At 72.5% G+C, this 17,671-nt stretch carries 15 protein-coding genes; 5 read left to right on the top strand and 10 right to left on the bottom strand.

The features are described from left to right. Window positions 1-146: 146 nt before the first annotated feature. Both AC5RV6_RS13445 and AC5RV6_RS13440 read right to left on the bottom strand, forming a co-directional pair. On the bottom strand, window positions 147-1,202 hold the full coding sequence (locus AC5RV6_RS13445) for an alcohol dehydrogenase catalytic domain-containing protein (RefSeq protein WP_494007824.1): 1,056 nt from the start codon (window positions 1,200-1,202) through the stop codon (window positions 147-149). After that, the gene (locus tag AC5RV6_RS13440; protein WP_494007823.1) at window positions 1,199-2,458 is read right to left on the bottom strand and encodes an amidohydrolase; all 1,260 of its coding nucleotides are present in this window, start codon (window positions 2,456-2,458) and stop codon (window positions 1,199-1,201) included. The genes AC5RV6_RS13445 and AC5RV6_RS13440 overlap by 4 nt, the downstream gene beginning before the upstream one ends. A 169-nt stretch (window positions 2,459-2,627) precedes the next feature. Here AC5RV6_RS13440 and hpaH point away from each other — a divergent pair, with 169 nt between their 5' ends. Together hpaH and AC5RV6_RS13430 are read left to right on the top strand one after the other, a co-directional pair. After that, window positions 2,628-3,413: a 2-oxo-hept-4-ene-1,7-dioate hydratase gene (gene hpaH / locus AC5RV6_RS13435; RefSeq protein ID WP_494007822.1), complete on the top strand. Its 786-nt coding sequence runs from the start codon at window positions 2,628-2,630 to the stop codon at window positions 3,411-3,413. Beyond that, a complete protein-coding gene (locus tag AC5RV6_RS13430) occupies window positions 3,398-4,213 on the top strand; it encodes an HpcH/HpaI aldolase family protein (RefSeq protein WP_494007821.1) in 816 nt (271 codons plus the stop codon). The genes hpaH and AC5RV6_RS13430 overlap by 16 nt, the downstream gene beginning before the upstream one ends. 25 nt (window positions 4,214-4,238) lie before the next feature. Here AC5RV6_RS13430 and AC5RV6_RS13425 read toward each other — a convergent pair whose 3' ends face one another. The 3 genes from AC5RV6_RS13425 to AC5RV6_RS13415 all read right to left on the bottom strand — a co-directional run bounded on the left by AC5RV6_RS13425 (window position 4,239) and on the right by AC5RV6_RS13415 (window position 7,572). Further along, entirely contained in the window at window positions 4,239-6,086 is a 1,848-nt protein-coding gene (locus tag AC5RV6_RS13425; protein ID WP_494007820.1) for an L-lactate permease, read from the bottom strand. Window positions 6,087-6,274: 188 nt separating this feature from the next. Further along, the gene (locus tag AC5RV6_RS13420) at window positions 6,275-6,814 is read right to left on the bottom strand and encodes a GNAT family N-acetyltransferase (RefSeq protein ID WP_494007819.1); all 540 of its coding nucleotides are present in this window, start codon (window positions 6,812-6,814) and stop codon (window positions 6,275-6,277) included. 41 nt (window positions 6,815-6,855) lie between these two features. Continuing rightward, window positions 6,856-7,572 carry a YoaK family protein gene (locus tag AC5RV6_RS13415; protein ID WP_494007818.1) on the bottom strand — a complete coding sequence of 239 codons (717 nt, stop codon included), beginning with the start codon at window positions 7,570-7,572 and terminating at the stop codon, window positions 6,856-6,858. Window positions 7,573-7,787: 215 nt separating this feature from the next. Between AC5RV6_RS13415 and AC5RV6_RS13410 the strand changes: the two genes are divergently transcribed. From AC5RV6_RS13410 to AC5RV6_RS13400, 3 genes are all read left to right on the top strand, one after another. Continuing rightward, window positions 7,788-9,542 (top strand): gamma-glutamyltransferase family protein, encoded by a 1,755-nt coding sequence (locus tag AC5RV6_RS13410; protein WP_494008096.1) that lies wholly within the window; start codon window positions 7,788-7,790, stop codon window positions 9,540-9,542. A gap of 34 nt (window positions 9,543-9,576) precedes the next feature. Beyond that, window positions 9,577-10,221, top strand: a complete 645-nt coding sequence (locus tag AC5RV6_RS13405; RefSeq protein ID WP_494007817.1) for a GntR family transcriptional regulator — start codon at window positions 9,577-9,579, stop codon at window positions 10,219-10,221. A 135-nt stretch (window positions 10,222-10,356) separates the two neighbouring features. Beyond that, window positions 10,357-11,325, top strand: coding sequence for an L-lactate dehydrogenase (locus tag AC5RV6_RS13400; RefSeq protein ID WP_494007816.1), 969 nt, complete (start codon window positions 10,357-10,359; stop codon window positions 11,323-11,325). Window positions 11,326-11,412: 87 nt separating this feature from the next. Here AC5RV6_RS13400 and AC5RV6_RS13395 read toward each other — a convergent pair whose 3' ends face one another. The 5 genes from AC5RV6_RS13395 to AC5RV6_RS13375 form a co-directional block, all read right to left on the bottom strand. Then, window positions 11,413-11,814 (bottom strand): DUF302 domain-containing protein, encoded by a 402-nt coding sequence (locus tag AC5RV6_RS13395; RefSeq protein WP_494008095.1) that lies wholly within the window; start codon window positions 11,812-11,814, stop codon window positions 11,413-11,415. 123 nt (window positions 11,815-11,937) lie between these two features. After that, window positions 11,938-13,440: a sodium/proline symporter PutP gene (gene putP / locus AC5RV6_RS13390; protein ID WP_494007815.1), complete on the bottom strand. Its 1,503-nt coding sequence runs from the start codon at window positions 13,438-13,440 to the stop codon at window positions 11,938-11,940. A 129-nt stretch (window positions 13,441-13,569) separates the two neighbouring features. Beyond that, complete coding sequence (locus tag AC5RV6_RS13385) at window positions 13,570-14,580, bottom strand: HNH endonuclease family protein (protein WP_494007814.1); 1,011 nt, start codon at window positions 14,578-14,580, stop codon at window positions 13,570-13,572. Window positions 14,581-14,659: 79 nt separating this feature from the next. Beyond that, window positions 14,660-16,153: a gamma-aminobutyraldehyde dehydrogenase gene (locus AC5RV6_RS13380; RefSeq protein ID WP_494007813.1), complete on the bottom strand. Its 1,494-nt coding sequence runs from the start codon at window positions 16,151-16,153 to the stop codon at window positions 14,660-14,662. A 69-nt stretch (window positions 16,154-16,222) separates the two neighbouring features. Beyond that, entirely contained in the window at window positions 16,223-17,668 is a 1,446-nt protein-coding gene (locus tag AC5RV6_RS13375; RefSeq protein ID WP_494007812.1) for an NAD(P)/FAD-dependent oxidoreductase, read from the bottom strand. Window positions 17,669-17,671: the final 3 nt, after the last annotated feature.

Here is a 17,671-nt window from a genome sequence, read left to right as displayed (position 1 = left end):
TTTGTACAGCTGATGTCGCTCAGGGGACGTCAAAACAGCGTTATCTGCACAATGGTTTGGGCCGGCACCGGCAGAGCGACGTTATCTGTACGCAGCATGAGCGGCCGGGGCGGCCTGTCGCATCCGTCGGCAGGCCGTCCCGCGGCTCAGGGGCGCAGCGCCGCCTTGATCAGCTGGGTGCCGTCGGCGCGGCCGTAGGTGGAATCGTGCAGCGCGGCCAGGGCATCGGTGAGCGGATAGGGGGTCACCAGGCGGGCACCGATATCGGGGATCCCGGCCAGGAACGCCAGCGCGTTGACGTAGTCGGCCTTGGAAGAGGCGTAGCTGGGGCGCACGGTGACATCCGGGCGGACCGTGATGGTGGCCGGACGGCGGCTGGAGTCCGAGTACATGGCCACCGGGATCATCCGTCCGCCGGGGCGCAGCGCCCGCATGCCCAGCTCCAGGTGCCGGCCGGTGCCGGTCGCCTCGATCCAGACGTCCACGCTGCCGGGGGCCGGGGCGGCGTTGACAGCGAGCCCCAGGTCGGCGGCCAGCGCGCGCCGGGCGTCGTACTTGGGCTCGGGGCGCACCACCAGCGTCACTTCCGCGCCGAAGCTCTGCGCCTGCAGGGCGGCCAGCAGTCCGATGGCGCGGGTGGCGGACACGGCCACCCGCTCCCCGGCCCGTACCCGACCGGTCACGGCCACGGCCCGCCAGGCCACCGAGGCGGGTTCGGTGAGGACGGCGGTCTCGTCCGGAACGTGGTCCGGAACGGCCACCAGGTTCCGCGCGGGCACGGTGCACCTCGCGGCGGCGGCGCCGTGGCGGTTCAAGCCGAGGATCATCTGCTGCGGGCAGCCCTGCCCGTAGTCGGTGCGGCAGGCTTCGCACGAGCCGCAGCCGATGCCGCTGACCGGGACCACGCGGGTGCCGGGGGTGAAGTCCTCGGGCACCAGCAGGCCGGCCTCGGCGACCACGCCCACCGCCTCGTGGCCCAGCACGGTACCGGGCCGCACCCAGGCGAACTCCGGATCGCCCACGTACACCACGATGTCCGAGCCGCAGAGTCCGCACAGCGTCACGTCCAGTTCCACGTCCTCGGGGCCGAGGAAGGCCGGGACGGCACGGCCCAGGGCCGCCCCGCCGTCGCCTCCGGCCCGTATGAGGGCCGGCGCCGTCTCATCCAGGACCGCAGCCGGTCCCGCCGGGAACTGGGTCACCCGCGGCCGTCCGCGGCGGAAGGACCGGCGGCGTCGTCGGCCGGGGCGCCCAGCGCGCCCCGCTGCCGGGCACCCGCGGCGAACGCGGCGTACTGCTCCGGATCCGAAGCCACGCCGGCCACGGTCCAGGCCAGGGCGGCCGCGGCCTCGAACATCAGCTCGTAGGCGCCGGGGCTGTCGGCCAGCTCGGCGAACTCCCGGGAATGGATGGGCGCCTGCACGCCCGGAATGCTCAGCCAGGGATGCAGGCTGGGAATGACCTGCGAGATGTTGCCCATGTCGGTGGAGCCGCCGGCCGGGCCCGGCGCGGGCCGGACATCGCGGCCGAAGGCATCCATCGCCTCGGTCCAGTGCCCGGCAAGCACCTCGTCCTGCCGCAGCGGCTGATACAGCGGCTCGACGGATTCGAACTCCAGCGCGGTTCCCGTGGCCAGCGCGCCGGCGCGGAAGCAGTTGCGCACCCGTTCCAGCAGTGCCTCGTACTCGGGCAGGGTGAACGCGCGGCACTCGAACTCCACCACCGCGCGGTCGGGAATGATGTTGGTGGCCCGCCCGGCCTCGCTGACGTAGGCGGAGACCCGGTGGTCGGCGGGCAGCTGCTGGCGGAGCAGGCCCACGGCCACCTGCGCGACGACGGCGGCGTCGGCCGCGTTCACGCCCCGGTGCGGTGCGGCGGCGGCGTGGGCGGGGGAGCCGGAGTACACCGCCCGGTACCGGCCCACGGCCTGCGCGGTGGTGCCGGCGGGGTTGCAGCTGAACCCGTCCTGCACGGGGTGGACCATCAGGGCCAGGCCGACGCCGTCGAACGCGCCGCGCTCCAGCATGAGGATCTTCCCGCCGCCGTGTTCCTCCGCTGGGGTGCCGATCGCCTTCAGGGTGATGCCGAGGTCATCGACGTACGGCAGCAGGGCCAGGGCCGCGGCGGTCGAGGCGCCGGCGATCAGGTTGTGGCCGCAGGCGTGGCCGATCTCGGGCAGGGCGTCGTATTCGACGCAGAGCGCCACCGTCAGGTCGCCGCTGCCGGCCGTCGCGGTCAACGCGGTGGGCAGGCCCGCGGTGCCGCGCTCGACGTCGAACCCCGCCTCCGTGAGCAGGGCGGCGACGGCGGACGCGGCGCGGGTTTCGTCGAAGGACAGCTCCGGGTCCGCGTGCAGGCCGTGGCTGAGTCCCTGTACCCGCGGCCGCCACTTGTCCAGGTTCAGGGCCAGGTCCCGGCGAAGCCCGGCGCTGCTGTCGATGATGTCGCGGAGGTGCATGGAGATCCTTTGGCCGGGGCTGCTGCTGCAATTTTCCCCGCCGCACGTGCGGGCAGGCAAATTACGGGCGGGGGACGCAACACTGCCCGGCATGTGGCGAAGATCATATACGATCAGCAGGGCGGCCGGGTCATGGGCCGTGCACCGCAACGAAGGGGAGAGACGCCGCGTGCTGAACCAGGAAACGATTGAAGCCATAGCCGACGAGCTGGTCGAGGCCGGCCGCACACGGACCCCGGTGCCGCGGCTGACGGCCCGCTGGCCGGAGATGACGGTGGAGGATTCCTACGCCGTGCAGAGCCTGTGGAGCAGGCGGCTGCAGGAATCCGGCCGGAAGCTGGTGGGCCGCAAGATCGGCCTCACCTCCAAGGCGATGCAGGCCGCCACCGGGATCACCGAACCGGACTACGGGGTGATCTTCGACGACATGGTGCTGGAGAACGGCTGCACCGTGGAGTGGGACCGGTACACCCATCCGCGCATCGAGGTGGAGCTGGCGTTCGTGCTCGGCAAGGAGCTGCGCGGACCCGACTGCAGCATCTTCGATGTCCTGGACGCCACCGAGTACGTGGTGCCGGCGCTGGAGATCCTGGACTCGCGGATCGAGATGGAGGGCCGGACCATCGTGGACACCATTTCCGACAACGCGGCCATGGGCGCCATGGTGATCGGCGGCACCCCGGTGAAGCCCGCCGACGTCGACCTGCGGTGGATCTCGGCGCTGCTGTACAAGAACCAGACCATCGAGGAGACCGGCGTCGCCGCCGGCGTCCTGAACCACCCCGGCGCCGGCGTCTACTGGCTGGCGAACAAGCTGTCCGCCCACGGCGCCGTGCTCGGCGCCGGGGAGATCATCCTCGCCGGGTCCTTCACCCGTCCGATGTGGGTGCACAAGGGCGACACCGTGCACGCCGACTACGGCCAGCTGGGGTCGGTGACATGCCGCTTCGTGTAACTCCCCTGGACACCCCGTTCAAGGCACGGCTGGGTGCCGGGCAGCGCGCCCAGGTGGGCATGTGGGCCTGCTCCGGCAGCCCGCTCGTCGCGGAGATCTGCGCCGGCTCCGGGCTGGACTGGCTGCTGATCGACGCCGAGCACAGCCCCAACGGCCTGGAATCGCTCACCGCCCAGCTGCAGGCCGTGCACGGTTACCCGATCGCCCCGGTGGTCCGCCCGCCGGCCAATGACACCGTGCTGATCAAGCAGTTCCTGGACCTGGGCGCGCAGACCCTGCTGGTGCCCATGGTGGACACCGCCGAGCAGGCCCGCGCCGCCGTCGCCGCCGTCCGCTATCCGCCGCACGGGGTGCGCGGCGTCGGCAGCGCCCTCGCCCGCGCCGCCCGCTGGAACAGGATCCCCGAGTACCTGCAGCGCGCCGACGAAACCATCACGCTGCTGGTGCAGATCGAGACGGCGCTCGCCGTCGAGAACGTGGCCGAGATCGCCGGCACCGAGGGAGTGCACGGCATCTTCCTCGGGCCCTCCGACCTGGCCGCCTCCATGGGGCACCTCGGCCAGCAGGAGCACCCCGAGGTGGTGGCCGCCGTCGAGCACTGCATTGCCGTGGCCAACGAGCTGGGCGTGCCGGTGGGCGTGAACTCGTTCGCCGAGGCCACGGCCCGCCGGTACCTGGCGGCCGGCGTGGACTTCATCCTGGTGGGGGCCGACGTCGCGCTGCTGGCGCGTGGCTCCGAGGCGCTGGCGGCGAAGTACCTTCCGGAGGAGGGGACGGGACAGGTGGCCGCGAGCTACTGATCCGCGGACCTGGATGCTGCCCGGATCAGCCGGGCAGCATCCAGGACAGCACCGGCGTGGACTGCAGGTAGACCAGCACGCACAGCGCCAGCAGCAGCACAACGGACCAGCCCAGGACCCGCCGGAACAGCACGTTCTCCTGCCCGCTCATGTTCACGGCCGCCGCGGCGATGGCCAGGTTCTGCGGGCTGATCAGCTTGCCCATCACTCCGCCGCCGGTATTGGCGGCCACCAGCAGCGTGGGATCGATGCCCGCGGTAGTGCCGGCCGTCTGCTGGAGCTTGGCGAACAGCGCGTTCGCCGACGTGTCCGAGCCGGTGACGGCGGTGCCGATCCAGCCGAGCACCGGGGACAGGAACGCGAAGAAGGCCCCGGTGCCGGCCAGCCAGGTGCCGATCGCGATGGTCTGTCCGGAGAAGTTCATGACGTACGCCAGGGCCAGCACGGCCAGGATGGTCAGCCCGGCGGAGACCATGCGCCGGGCGGTGCGGCCGATCTCGGCCAGGGCGTTCCCCATCCGCAGCGGATACCGGCCGTGGTCGGTGAACCGGGAGTACACCAGGGCGGTGATGAGGCCGGTGATGAGCAGCAGCGTGCCCGGGGTGGCCAGCCACTCGAAGTTGTAGATGGTCGAGGACTGCCGCTGCCCGTCCGCCCCGAGCAGGGCGTCATGCAGCCAGGGCCACGGGATGCGGATGGTGCTGCGGGCCAGCAGCTCCGGAACATCGATGCCCCAGGTCCACAGGTTCGCGACGCCGAAGATGACGATCACCAGGACGTAGGGGAACAGGGCCATCCAGGCCCGGGCCGGGGTCAGCCGGTCCCCGCCGCCGGCCGCCGTCGCGCCCTCCCCGGCCGCCGCCGTCGCGCCCTTGCCGCCGCCGGCGGTCGGCGGCAGGCCGGCGGCCGCTTCGCCCTCGGTGCCGGCGGAGGCATCGGCCGCGTGTCCGGGCACCCCGGGACGGCCGGGGTCCTCGCCGGCGGGAGACCAGCCGGCGGCCCGGGCCCGGGCCAGCTCGGCGCCCATCCGCTCGGCCGCTTCGGGTGCGCCGTCTGCCCGCCAGAAGCGCAGGAACGCCACCGCCGCCGCGAGGGCCACCAGCGAGGCGACGATGTCGGTCAGCTCGTAGGAGAAGTAGTTCGAGCACAGGAACTGCATCACGGCGAACACGACGCCGGTCACCGCGGCCACCGGCCAGCACTGGCGCAGCCCCCGCCGCCCGTCGAGGACGAACAGCAGGATCAGCGGAATGAACACCGCCAGGAGCGGCGTCTGCCGGCCCACCACCGCGCCGATCTCGTCCCCGGTGTAGTTAGTCAGGTTGGCGGCGGTGGTGATCGGAATCGCCAGCGCGCCGAAGGCCACCGGGGCGGTGTTGGCGATCAGCACCGCGGTGGCCGCCCGCACCGGGGCGATGCCCAGGGCCAGCAGCATGGTCACGGTGATCGCCACCGGGGCGCCGAAGCCGGCCAGGGCCTCCAGCAGGCCGCCGAAGCAGAACGCCACCAGGATTCCCTGCACCCGCAGGTCTCCGCGGCCGATCCGGTCGAACACCCGGCGCAGGTCCTCGAACCGGCCGCTGAGGACGGTGACCTGGTACAGCCAGACCGCCATGATGATGATCCAGACCACCGGGAACAGGCCGAAGGCCGCGCCCTGGGTGGCCGAGAGCAGGGCAAGGCCCACCGGCATTCCGAAACCGGCGACGGCGATGACCAGGGCGGCCAGCAGCGCCCAGCCGCCGGCGACGTACGCCCTGGTCCTGGCCACGGCCAGCAGCAGGAAGAACACCAGCAGCGGCACCAGGGCCAGCAGCGCGGAGAGCACCAGGCTGCCGAGGACCGGGTTGGTGGTGGACGTGAAGGTTTCCATCGTGACCTCCGGGCCGGCTGTGCCGGCCGCCGTGGCGGCGGGCCCGCGGACACCGTGCCGGTGCCGGCGGCGGATGCGCGCTCCCCGGACCGGGGAAGGCGCGTGGAATCCAGCCTAGAACGGGTTCCCGGCGCTGGCACGCATCGGTGCGGCTTTGCCCCGGCCGGCAGGCGGATCAGCGCCGCCGGCTACCAGTCGGCGGCCAGGTAGACGTCGGTGCGTCCGTGATGCTCGACGTCGAGCTCCGGGCGGCGCTCCAGGCCGGCGGCCAGCGCGGTGCGCTGGGAGGCCTGGTTCTCCGGCGTGGTGTAGGCGACCACGGGCAGCCCGGGCAGGTGCTCCCGGGCCAGCCGGACGGCGGCCGATGCCGCCTCGGTGGCGAGGCCGCGGCCCTGGACGTCCGGGTGGAAGCGGTAGTACAGGTTCAGTGCGGGCCGGCCCCGGACCACCCGGTGCGAGACGCCGGCAAAGCCGATCAGGCCGGCCGGCTCCGCGGGAAGGGCCGCCACCCAGACACCGAACCCGAAGCTGTGCCAGTGCTGGCTGATGACGTGGAAGGTGCGGGCGGCCTGGGCGGTGGTCACCGGGCCGGGTGAGGGATCGTGCACATTGGTCCGCGGGTCGAGGTGCAGCCGGACGGCGGCCGACTCATCGGCGGGCTCCGGGCGGCGCAGCAGCAGCCGGCCGGTGCGGACCGGCGTCCAGTGGGCGGCATCCTGCATCGGCATGGGCCCACCCTAGGGCACCGGGCGGCGGAGGGGCAGGGCGCTCAGGTGGTGTTGGCGCCGTCGGCGGGGGCCAGGGAGCGGTCATGGCGGTGGCGCAGGTAGCCGATCACCGCGACCGCGATGGAGATGACGGCCGAGACCGCCAGCCCGAGCCACAGCGCCACGTTCAGGGCCGCAGCGCCGGCCAGTGCGCCGAGCAGGATGAGCGCGATCGCCAGGATCCGCCGCGCCCGGTACCTGCCGTCGCCGCCCGCCAGCCGGGAGTCCGAGGCGAGTCCGGTGATCGTGGAGGTGACCACCACGGTGGTGATTTCGGCGACCTTCAGCCGCTTCGCGGTGGCCGCCTGCACCCCCATGACGGCGGCCAGGGCCGACGTCGTGATGCTGCCGAGCACCTCGTCGCCCTGCACATCCGCGACGGCGACGAACACGGCCAGCGCGGAAATGGTCGCCGCGACCACCATCAGTGCGAGGGAGGTGCGCCAGGACCAGCCCTCCGGTCCGCGGCGGAGCATCCGTCCGGCGGCCGCGGCGCCCAGCATGAAGAAGACCAGCGCCAGCACCGGGCGCAGGATCGGCAGGTTCTCCGCCCCGGCCAGGCCCATGCCCAGCAGCACCACGTTTCCGGTCATGTTGCCGGTGAAGACCCGGTCCAGGCCGAGGTAGCCGACGGCGTCGACCACGCCGGTGGAAAAGGTGAGGGCCAACATGAGCCACAGGTGGACTCGTTCGGTGGGCACGGCGGCCAGGCGCTTCACGGCAGCTCCTCCAGGGGGCAGGGCAGGCGGGACGGACGACATAAAACCTTCGCCGAATGTATACGAAATCACAGGAAACGTTTAGGTTGTATGCAAAACCGGCCCGGCTCCGCGTCGGCCGCGCCCGCCGCTCCCGCCGTCGAAAAGGACAAGCCGTGCCCTACACCGCACCCGATCCCTTCACCACCCGGCCCACCCTCGAAGGCTCGTTCGGCATGAGCGCCTCCACGCATTGGCTGGCCACCGCCTCCGCCCAGGCCGTGCTGGAACGCGGCGGCAACGCGTTCGATGCCGCCGTCGCCGGCGCGTTCGTGCTGCACGTCGTCGAACCGCACCTGAACGGACCCGGCGGGGACATGACCGGCCTGTTCGCCACCGCCGAGGACCCGGGCCGGCCGGTGGTGCTGATGGGCCAGGGCCCTGCACCGGCCGCCGCCACCCGGGAGCACTACCTCGCCGAGGGCCTGGAACTGGTGCCCGGCTCCGGTGCGCTCGCCGCCGCGGTGCCCGCGGCCGTGGACGCCTGGCTGCTGCTGCTGCGCGACCACGGCACCTGGGAGCTGGCGGACGTGCTCGACTTCGCCATCCACTACGCCCGCGCAGGGCATCCCCTGATGCCGCAGGCCGCCCGGACCATCGCCGCGGTTGCCGACCTGTTCACCGAACACTGGCCCACCTCCGCCGCCCAGTGGATGCCGAAGGGCCGGGTGCCGCTGCCCGGTGAGCTGGCCACCAACCCCGCCTACGCCTCCGTGCTGGAGCGGCTCATCACGGCCGGGGCCGGCGCGGCGGGCCGCGGGGAACGGATCGACGCCGCCCGGGCCGAATGGCGCGAGGGCTTCGTGGCCCGCGCCGCCGTCGAGTTTATCCGGGACCCGCACATGCACTCCTCCGGCACGCTGCACGCCGGGGTGATGACGCTCGAGGACTTCGCCGGCTTCGAAGCCGGCTACGAACCGGCCGTGACCTATGAGTTCCGCGGGCACACCATCGCCAAGACCGGCGCCTGGGGCCAGGGGCCGGCGCTGCTGCAGACCCTGGCCATCCTCGCCGGATACGACGACGAGCTGCTCGATCCGTCCACCGTTCAGGGCGCGCACCTGATCCTCGAGGCGCAGAAACTGGCCATCGCCGACCGCGAGGCCTGGTACGGGGACGCCGACGTGCCGCTGCACGTGCTGCTCAGCGAGGAGTACGCCGCCACCCGCCGGGCGCTGATCACGGAGGAGGCCTCGCATCGGTTCCGGCCCGGGCAGCTGCCCGGGCGCACCCCGTTCACGCCGCCGCTGCGGACCGAATACGTGCCGCCCGCCGTCGCCTCCGCCGGCGGCACCGGACCGGCCGGCGTCGGTGAACCCACCGTCTCGCCCACCGGCGAGACCCGCGGGGACACCTGCCACATCGACGTCGTGGACCGCTGGGGCAACATGGTCTCGGCCACCCCCTCCGGCGGCTGGCTGCAGTCCTCCCCGACGATCCCCGGGCTGGGCTTCTGCCTGGGCTCGCGGCTGCAGATGACCTGGCTGGAGGAGGGCGGCCCGTCCACCCTGACCCCGGGCCTGCGGCCGCGCACCACGCTCACCCCCACGCTGGTGCTGAAGGACGGCCGGGCCGTGGCCGCGCTCGGCTCGCCCGGCGGCGACCAGCAGGACCAGTGGCAGCTGCTCTACCTGCTGCGAAGGATCGTCGGCGCCTACACGCCGCAGCAGGCGATCGACGCTCCGGCGCTGCACACCACCTCCATTCCCGGCTCCTTCTGGCCGCGCACCTGGACCCCCGGCGGCGCCGTCGTCGAGGACCGGCTGGGCGAGGACGTGATTGCCGGGCTCGAAGCCCGCGGCCACCGCATCACGCGGGCCGGGGACTGGGCCCTGGGCCGGTTGTCCACGGTGGAAAAGGATCCGGTGGACGGGCGGCTGCGCGCCGCGGCCAACCCGCGGGGCGCCCAGGGCTATGCCGCCGGCCGCTGACCCCGCTCCCGGCGCCGCCGGGAGCCGGCCGCCGGTGGAGGACGAGATCCGGCGGGACATCATCTTCGGTGCCCTGCCCGCCGGCACCAGGATCACCGAGGCGTCGCTGGCGCGGCGATACGGGCGGTCGCGGATCCCGGTGCGTGAAGCCCTGCGCGCCCTGGAGGCGGAAGGCTTCGTCGAGTCACGAAAGTACGCCGGCTCCACCGTGGCCCGGATCCCCACTGACGAAGCCGAAGACCTCTTCGCGGTCCGGGAGGTGGTGGAAGCCGCGACGGCGCGGCGGGCCGCCCTCGCCGCAGCCGCGCAGCTGGCCGCCGGGACCCCCGACCAGGCCTGGTGGCAGGCACGCCGGGAGGTGGCCTCCATCCTGGACGCCGGGGACGCCGCCGTCGCCGGCGGGCAGCTGGAGCTGCTGCCGGAACTGAACGTGCGCTTCCACCTGGGCGTCGCCGCGCTGGCCGGCAGCCGGTCCCTGACCGCGCTGCTGCGCCAGCTCGCCGGCAAGATCGAATGGCTGTACGCGGCCGACGTCGACAACCGCGGCAAGGACTCCTGGGCCGAACACCGCCTGATCATGGCGGCGGTGGACGCCGGCGACGGGAAGCGGGCCGGGGAGCTGATGCAGGGGCACGTCCACCGGTCCGGCACCGGGTACCTGAGCCGATTCGCGGACTGAGCGCCGATCCGGCGCGGGGCCCGGGCGGGGCGGCAGGCGGCGGGCCGGAGCCGCCGGCGGCCGTTCCCATTCACAGAGGTGCCGCCTATAGTTCCAGGGAAGGGGGGAACCTTCCTACCGTGAGCGAGGCTTGTCATGGCCAACATCACCACCGTTCCCGTCACCAAGCTAGGCATTGTCGGTGCCGGCAGCGTGGGGACTTCCCTGGCCTACGCGGCGATCATCAGGGAAGCCGCCCGTGAGATCGCGCTGTACGACATTGATGCCACCCGGGCGGAGGCCGAGGGCCTGGACCTGGCGCACGGGACGCAGTTCACCGGGGCCAGCACGGTCACCGGCGGCGGGGACATCGAGGCCCTCGCCGGAGCGGACATCATCGTCATCACGGCCGGTGCGCGGCAGCAGCCGGGCCAGAGCCGGCTGGACCTGGCCGGGGCCAACATACGCATCCTCGAAAAGCTGATGCCGCAGCTGATGGAACAGGCGCCCGACGCCGTCTACGTCCTGGTCACCAACCCGTGCGATGTGCTGACCATCGCCGCGCAGAAGATCAGCGGCCTTCCGCGGAACCGGATCTTCTGCTCCGGCACGGTCCTGGACACCTCGCGCCTGCGCTGGCTGCTGTCCAAGGAAGCCCACGTGCTGATGACCAGCGTGCATGCCACCATCATCGGCGAGCACGGAGACACGGAGTTCCCGGTCTGGTCCAACGCCACGATCGGCCCGGTTCCGCTGCAGGACTGGCGGGTCAGCGGCCGGCAGGTCTTTACCGACGAATTCCTCGCCGCCGCCACTGACGACGTCGTCAACGCCGCCTACCGGGTCATCGAAGGGAAGGGTGCCACCAACTACGCGATCGGCCTGGCCGCCGTGCGGATCGTGGAGGCGGTGCTGCAGGCGGAGAACGCCGTGCTCCCGGTCTCCGCGGACCTGTCCGGAACCTACGGGATCAGCGGCGTCGCGCTGTCCCTGCCGACCGTCGTCGGCTCCGGCGGGGTGTACACGATGCTCGAGATGCCCATGAGCGAAAAGGAACACGGACAGCTGATGGCCTCGGCGGAGCAGCTGCAGGGCGAACTGGCCAAACTGGGCATCAGCAGCTGAGCAGGACGGCCCGCTCAGCCGGGGCGGCCGCGGCGGCGCCGCACCGCCCGGGGCTGGCCCGGGCGCCGGGGCTCCGCCGGGCCGGGATCAGGCCGGCCCGGCGGATGCGCGCAACGTGGACATGGCCGCTTCGAGACCACGGGAGGTCTGCGCGGCCACGTCCTGGAGCTGCTGCTCGGCCGCCCGCCCGAACAGGGTCTGCGGCGACATCGCCTCCACGACGGTGACGGGATCGTTGCGTTCCTGCCGGACCACCACGTTGCACGGCAGGATGGTGCCGGCGGCCGGGTCCAGGGCCAGCGCCTCGCCCATCAACGACGTGTCGCAGGCCCCCAGGATGCGGTAGTCACCCAGCTCCGCCGGAGCGTCCGCCCCGAGCTGGGCAGCCAGGTCGGAGTCGCTGAGGATCCCGAAACCGTGCGCGGCGAGGGACTCCTTGGTCAGCCGCACGGCTTCGTTGAACGGCATGCGCATGGCGACGGTGTACATGTTTTCCACGACGGCCTCCCGGTCAGGGCCGCACGGCGGGACGCCGGGCGGCTTCATTTCAGGGTAGGCACCGCCGTCGCACCGGCGGAAGGCACCCCTGCCGGAACGCAGCCGCGGGCGGCGTCAGCGTGCCGGAGCCTGCTCCGGGGCGGTGCCTTCGCGGCGCGCCAGGCGGCCCGCCTCGTCGAAGTCCGCGTCGAGGCCGGCAGGGGCCTTGGTCAGCAGGGAGACGACGACGGCGAGCAGCAGGTTCACGGCGAAGCCGGGGATGATCTCGTACAGGGTGGCGGAGAGCTCGGAGCTGCCCCACGCGAACGCGGTGACCGCCCCGGCGGCCATACCGGTCAGGGCCCCCGCGACGGTCAGCCGCCGCCAGAACAGGCAGAGCAGGATGGTCGGGCCGAAGGCGGCGCCGAAGCCGGCCCAGGCGAAGCCGACCAGGTCCAGGATCGAATTGCTGCGGTCCAGGGCCAGCAGCACCGACACCACCGCGACCACCAGCACGGCGCCGCGCCCAAGCATCACCATCGCGCGCTGCGAGGCCTCGCGCTTCACCACGATCTTGTACAGGTCCTCCAACAGGGCCGAGGAGGTCACGATCAGCTGCGAGGAGATCGTGCTCATGATCGCCGCGAGCACGGCCGCCAGCACGAACCCGGCGGCCAGCGGGTGGAACAGCACCTGCGCCATGGTCAGGAACACGGCTTCGGGATCGTCGAGGGTGAGGTTGTTCTGCTGGAAGTACGCGGCGCCGACCAGCGCGGTGAGCACGGCGCCGACGACGCTGAGCAGCATCCAGCCGACGCCGATGCGGCGGCCGGCGACGGCGTCGTCGGGGGAGCGCAGGGCCATGAACCGGACAATGATGTGCGGCTGGCCGAAGTAGCCCAGCCCCCAGGCCAGCGCGGAGATCACCGCCAGCGCGGTGGTACCGGTGACCGGGTTCAGCATGGCCGGGTCGATCTCCCGCAGCGATTCGGTCATCCCGGACGGGCCGCCGACCAGGAACAGGCCCGTCACGGGCACGGCGATCAGCGCCAGCAGCATCATCAGGCCCTGCACGACGTCGGTGTAGCTGGCGCCCAGGAACCCGCCGAACAGGGTGTAGGCAATGGTTACGCCGCCGACGATGAGCATCCCGGTGGTGTAGCTGGAGCCGAAGGAGGACTCGAAGAACACGCCGCCGGCGACCATGCCGGAGGAGACGTAGAAGGTGAAGAAGACCAGGATGATCACCCCGGAGACCACGCGCAGCAGCCGGGTGCGGTCCTGCAGCCGGTTCTCGAAGAAGGACGGCACGGTGATCGAGTTGTTGGCCACGAGCGTGTACGTGCGCAGCCGCGGCGCCACGAACTTCCAGTTCAGCCACGCGCCGACGGTGAGGCCGACGGCGATCCAGGCCTCGGTGAGCCCGGACAGGTAGATCGCCCCGGGCAGGCCCATGAGCAGCCACCCGGACATGTCCGAGGCCCCGGCGCTGAGGGCGGCGACTCCGGGCTTCAGCCCGCGTCCGGCGAGCATGTAGTCATCCAGGTTTGAGGTCCGCCGGTAGGCCCACCAGCCGATGCCGAGCATTGCGGCGAGGTAGAGGGTCAGGGCAATCAGCTTGTACGTTTCGTCAGTCATGTAGCCGTTCCGGTTGGTCGCGTATCACGTAGGTATCGGTTCCAGCGGCCTCCGCCCGCGGCCTGCCGCGGTGGCGCAGGCCACAAACGCCCACCAGTATGCCAAGGCCGCAACGGCACGGCTAATTTGCTATTCGCAGCCCGTTCCGTCTCCGTCGCCGTCCAGGCCGGCCCGGTAGCCGGGGTCTCCGTGCCGGATCGGCGCCGCTCCGGCGGCGCGGACGGCAGCGCAGTTCGGGTAATACGTTTCGGTGCCGGGCCCGACGGCGGGCGCGGGCGCCACGGCCTCCTGCGCCGGGGCTCCGGACGCGTTGTCCTCGGCGCCGGTGCCGGCTGCGGCCCCGCCGGCGGGCACGGCCTGGCCCGGACAGCCGGCCAGGATGCCGGCCATGGCGTCGTGCTCGGCCTGGGTCACCCAGAGGGAGTATTCGGCCTTCACGGCCACCTGCCGGGCGACGTACGCGCAGCGGTACCCGCGGTTGGGCGGAAGCCAGGTGGCCGCATCGCCGTCGCCCTTGGCCGCGTTGGTGGGCCCGTCCACGGCCAGCAGGTTCAGCGGATCGTTGGCCAGCGCGCGGCGCTGCTCGGCGCTGAGCTGCTGGGCGCCTTTCTGCCACGCATCGCTGAGCGCCACCACATGGTCGATCTGCACGGCGGTGCTGGTGTCCTGGCCGCGCACGAAGGAGATTGTCGCGCCGGTATAGGGGTCGGCCAGGGTGCCGGAGGCGACCTTGCAGCCGCCGGCGTTGGCGAAGACGACGTCGGTGAGCTGGGCCCTGAGGATGTCGTTGCGGGTGTCGCAGCCGTTGCGGTCCACGTCCTCCCAGGCCTGCCCGAACTGCTCCCGGTCATAGCCGGTCTTCGGCGCGCGGCCCTTGATCGGCAGGGTGGCCAGCACATCGACTGCGGCGGGCCCGGCGCCGGCGTCCGCCCGGGGTGCCGATGACCCGGCGTCGGCGCCCGCCTGCGGTTCCGCGGACGGGGCGGCGGAGACGGCGCCGGAGGAGGCCGGAGAGCCGGCGGCGGTGGCCGGAGCCTCCGCCTCACAGCCGGCGGCGGACAGGGCCAGGAGCGGCACCGCGAGCAGCACGCCGAGGCGGCGCAGCGCGGAGGAGGACGGGGCAGCAGCGGGGGAGTGCATGGGCAGAACTTCAATTCCGGAAGACGAAAAGACCTCCGTTATCTTATGGCAGCCCGCCTGCAGGCCCGCGCCCGCACGCCTACCGGCGGCGGAACACCGTGTCCTGCCAGTCCTTGTGGACGGCCGGGTCCCGGCTCATCATCACGTGCTTGACGTTGGTGTACTCCTCGAAGGAGTACGTTGACATGTCCTTGCCGAAGCCGGAGGCCTTGTACCCGCCGTGCGGCATCTCCGACACGATCGGAATGTGGTCGTTGATCCACACGCAGCCGGCCTCGATCTCCGCCGCTGCCCGCAGCGAGCGGTCCAGGGTCCGGGTCCAGGCGGAGGCCGCCAGCCCGTAGGGCGTGTCATTGGCCAGGGCCAGTCCCTCGTCGTCGCTGCCGAACGGCAGGGCTGCGAGCACCGGGCCGAACACTTCCTGCTGCACGATCTCGGCGTCCTGCGGCAGGCCCGTGACCAGGGTGGGCCGGTAGAACGCCCCATCGGCCAGGCTGCCGCCGGGCGCTTCGCCGCCGGCCAGGACCTTGGCGCCGGCCGTCCGGGCCCGGTCCACGAAACCGGCCACCTTGTCCCGGTGCGCGTGGCTGATCAGCGAGCCCAGGTCGGTGTCGGGATCCGCGGGGTCGCCCACCCGCACCGCGTCCATCAGCTCCGCGACCCGGGAGGTGAACTCGTCGAACAGCGGTGCCTGGATGTAGGCGCGGGTCGCGGCGGTGCAGTCCTGCCCGCCGTTGATGATGGCTCCGGCCACCGCGCCGTGCGCGGCGGCCTCGACGTCGGCGTCGTCGAACACCAGGAACGGCGCCTTGCCGCCCAGCTCCAGATGGACGCGCTTGGCGGTGCGTGCGGCCAGGGCCATGACCCGGCGGCCGACGGCGGTGGACCCGGTGAAGGAGGTCATCACGACGTCCGGATGGGTCACCAGGGCCTCGCCGGCCTCGGGTCCGGTGCCGGTGACGATGTTGATGACGCCGTCAGGAATTCCGGCGGCCGCCGCGGCCTCGGCGAAGAGCAGCGACGTGCCCGGCGTCAGCTCGCTGGGCTTGAGCACGATGGTGTTGCCGGCGGCGACGGCGGGCAGGATCTTCCAGCCGGCCATCTGCAGCGGATAGTTCCAGGGGGCGATCGAGCCGATGACACCGATCGCCTCGCGCCGGATCATCGAGGTGCCGCCGGCCCCGTACTCGCCCGCCGCGAGGCCGTGCAGCTGGCGGGCGGCGCCGGCGAAGAACGCGGCGTTGTCCACGGTGCCGGGCACGTCGAATTCGGCGGACATGCGGATGGACTTGCCGGTCTGGGCGGTTTCCACCCCGGCCAGCAGGGCGGCCCTGGCCTCCAGCTCGCCGGCCAGCCGGTACAGCGCCTCGGCGCGCTCGCCGGGGGTGCGCCGGGACCAGCCGCCGAACGCCCGGGCGGCGGCGGCCACCGCCTCGTCGACGTCGCGGGCATCCGCCTGGCGCAGGGTCTCGGCCGGCTGCCCGGTCGCCGGATCGATGCGCTGCGCTTCGGCGCCGCGGCCGGTCCGGTAGCGGCCGTCGATGAACAGGTGGCCTTCACTGAACTGGTGCATGAGGTGCTCCGTGGGGTAGTGGCGGACAACAGCAGGGGCGGACGGCACGGCGCGGGAGCGCCGCCGCCGTCAGGAATCGAAGCCCATGCCGACGGCGTCGAGCACCTTCAGCAGGGGGCCGCGGCGGCCCTGCCGACGGTCGGCACGGATCATGGCGGCGGTGGTGAGCTTGACCCCGGCCCAAGCCAGCGGTTCGGGCGGAAAGGGAATCGGCTTGCGGCGCACCATCTCAAGCCGGGTCCGCTCCGTGGATTCTCCCGAGAGCAGGTCCAGCATCACGTTGGCTCCGAACCGGGTGGCGCCCACGCCCAGGCCGGTGTATCCGGCCGAATAGGCGACCTTCCCGCCGCAGGCGGTGCTGAAGAAGGAGAAGAAGCGGCTGCAGGTGTCGATGGCTCCGCCCCAGGCATGGCTGAAACGCACGTCGCCGAGCTGGGGGAAGGTGGCGGAGAAGTGCGCGGACAGGCGTTCGAAGGTTTCCTGCCGCTGGTCGTGCCCGGGCTTCAGCGAGCGGCCGTAGTGGTAGACCGCGTCGTAGCCGCCGAACAGGATGCGGGTGCGCCCCTCCCGGTCGGTGGTGGGCCGGTAGTAGTGGAACCGGTTGTTGAGGTCGCTGATGCCCTGGCGGTGGCGCCAGCCAAGGCCGGCCAGCTGGGCGTCGCTGAGCGGTTCGGTCATCAGCGCGTAGTCGTAGACCGGAACGGTGTACAGCCGGGTCCGCTTCAGCAGCGAGGGGAAGGCATTGGTGGCCAGTGCCACCCGCGCGGCGGTGACGGTGCCGCCGTCGACGGCCAGGCGCACCCGGTCCCCGTCCTCCTCGAGGCCGCGCACCGGGGTGTGCTCATGGATCTCGACGCCGGCGGCCAGGCAGGCGCGCTGCAGCCCCCAGGCCAGCCGGGCGGGGTTCAGCAGGGCCGCGTGCCTGCGGTCCCACAGCCCGGCCAGGTAGAGCGGGGAGTCGACTTCCCTGCGCACCGCGTCCCGGTCCAAAAACACGACGTCGGGGTCGCCGGCGGCCGAGCGGGCCTCCTCCTGCAGCCACTGCACCTGGTGCGGTTCGGTGGCCACGGAGAGGGTGCCGGTCCGCTCGAAGCCGCAGTCGATGCCGTAGCGGGCCACCGTCTTGGCGATTTCGTCCAGGTTTTCCAGGCCCATCCGGTTCAGGAGGTCGGCTTCGCCGGGCAGGTGCTTCAGCCCGTTGGCGTCGCCGTGGGTCAGCGACGCCTCGCAGAACCCGCCGTTGCGCCCGGAGGCAGCCCAGGCCACGCGCCGGCCCTCCAGCAGGATCACCCTCCGGCCGGGGGCCCGTTCCTTGGCCATCAGCGCGGTCCACAGCCCGGCGTAGCCGCCTCCGACGACGGCGAGGTCCGCCGCGGCGTCGCCGGCGAGGGCGGGCAGCGGGTCCGGCCGGTCGGGGTCGTCCAGCCAGTACGGCTCGGTGGAGGCTCCGGCGAGGGACCGGGCGGCGTGCTGCGGGGACAGGCCGCGTTCGGCGAGGTCGTAGGCGGTGAGCATGGC

The organism is Arthrobacter saudimassiliensis, from assembly GCF_059090665.1.
Note: the sequence above shows the minus strand (reverse complement) of the source record. Positions and strands in the feature narration are given on the sequence as shown.

Excerpts from the sequence above, each read along its gene's own strand:
- AC5RV6_RS13440 (WP_494007823.1), bottom strand. The coding sequence starts at position 2,458 with ATGCACCTCCGCGACATCATCGACAGCAGCGCCGGGCTTCGCCGGGAC.
- AC5RV6_RS13430 (WP_494007821.1), top strand. The coding sequence starts at position 3,398 with ATGCCGCTTCGTGTAACTCCCCTGGACACCCCGTTCAAGGCACGGCTG.
- AC5RV6_RS13425 (WP_494007820.1), bottom strand. The coding sequence starts at position 6,086 with ATGGAAACCTTCACGTCCACCACCAACCCGGTCCTCGGCAGCCTGGTG.
- AC5RV6_RS13420 (WP_494007819.1), bottom strand. The coding sequence starts at position 6,814 with ATGCCGATGCAGGATGCCGCCCACTGGACGCCGGTCCGCACCGGCCGG.
- AC5RV6_RS13410 (WP_494008096.1), top strand. The coding sequence starts at position 7,788 with ATGAGCGCCTCCACGCATTGGCTGGCCACCGCCTCCGCCCAGGCCGTG.
- AC5RV6_RS13400 (WP_494007816.1), top strand. The coding sequence starts at position 10,357 with ATGGCCAACATCACCACCGTTCCCGTCACCAAGCTAGGCATTGTCGGT.
- AC5RV6_RS13395 (WP_494008095.1), bottom strand. The coding sequence starts at position 11,814 with ATGTACACCGTCGCCATGCGCATGCCGTTCAACGAAGCCGTGCGGCTG.
- putP (WP_494007815.1), bottom strand. The coding sequence starts at position 13,440 with ATGACTGACGAAACGTACAAGCTGATTGCCCTGACCCTCTACCTCGCC.
- AC5RV6_RS13385 (WP_494007814.1), bottom strand. The coding sequence starts at position 14,580 with ATGCACTCCCCCGCTGCTGCCCCGTCCTCCTCCGCGCTGCGCCGCCTC.
- AC5RV6_RS13380 (WP_494007813.1), bottom strand. The coding sequence starts at position 16,153 with ATGCACCAGTTCAGTGAAGGCCACCTGTTCATCGACGGCCGCTACCGG.
- AC5RV6_RS13375 (WP_494007812.1), bottom strand. The coding sequence starts at position 17,668 with ATGCTCACCGCCTACGACCTCGCCGAACGCGGCCTGTCCCCGCAGCAC.